At 63.5% G+C, this 622-nt stretch carries 1 protein-coding gene; it reads right to left on the minus strand.

The genetic code is table 11. From position 1 onward, the window contains the following. Positions 1-622: amino acid ABC transporter ATP-binding protein (locus tag U5798_RS36910; protein WP_322084883.1), on the minus strand; the 622-nt coding region annotated here is incomplete at both ends.

The raw sequence follows: 622 nt of genomic DNA on the forward strand, positions 1-622 counted from the left end.
CGCGCGTTCCGATTTCGGATTCGAGAAGAAATCGTCCTTGCGGTCGTCCTCGACGATCGCGCCCTTGTCCATGAAGATCACGCGATGCGCGACCTTCTTCGCGAAGCCCATCTCGTGCGTGACGACCATCATCGTCATCCCTTCCTGCGCGAGTTCGACCATCACGTCGAGCACTTCGTTGATCATCTCGGGATCGAGCGCGGACGTCGGCTCGTCGAACAGCATCGCGACCGGGTCCATCGACAGCGCGCGCGCGATCGCGACACGCTGCTGCTGGCCGCCCGACAACTGGCCCGGAAACTTGTGCGCGTGCGCCTTCAGGCCGACGCGGTCGAGCAGCTTCATGCCCTTCTCGTTCGCCTCGTCCTTGCCGCGGCCGAGCACCTTGACCTGCGCGAGCGTCAGGTTCTCGGTGATCGACAGGTGCGGGAACAGCTCGAAATGCTGGAACACCATCCCGACCTTCGAGCGCAGCTTCGACAGGTTCGTCTTCTTGTCGCCGACCGACTGGCCGTTCACGAGAATCTCGCCCTGCTGGAACGGCTCGAGGCCGTTGACGGTCTTGATCAGCGTCGACTTGCCCGAGCCCGACGGGCCGCACACGACGACCACTTCGCCTTTC

The organism is Burkholderia sp. BCC1972 (assembly GCF_905339605.1).
Classification (GTDB): domain Bacteria; phylum Pseudomonadota; class Gammaproteobacteria; order Burkholderiales; family Burkholderiaceae; genus Burkholderia.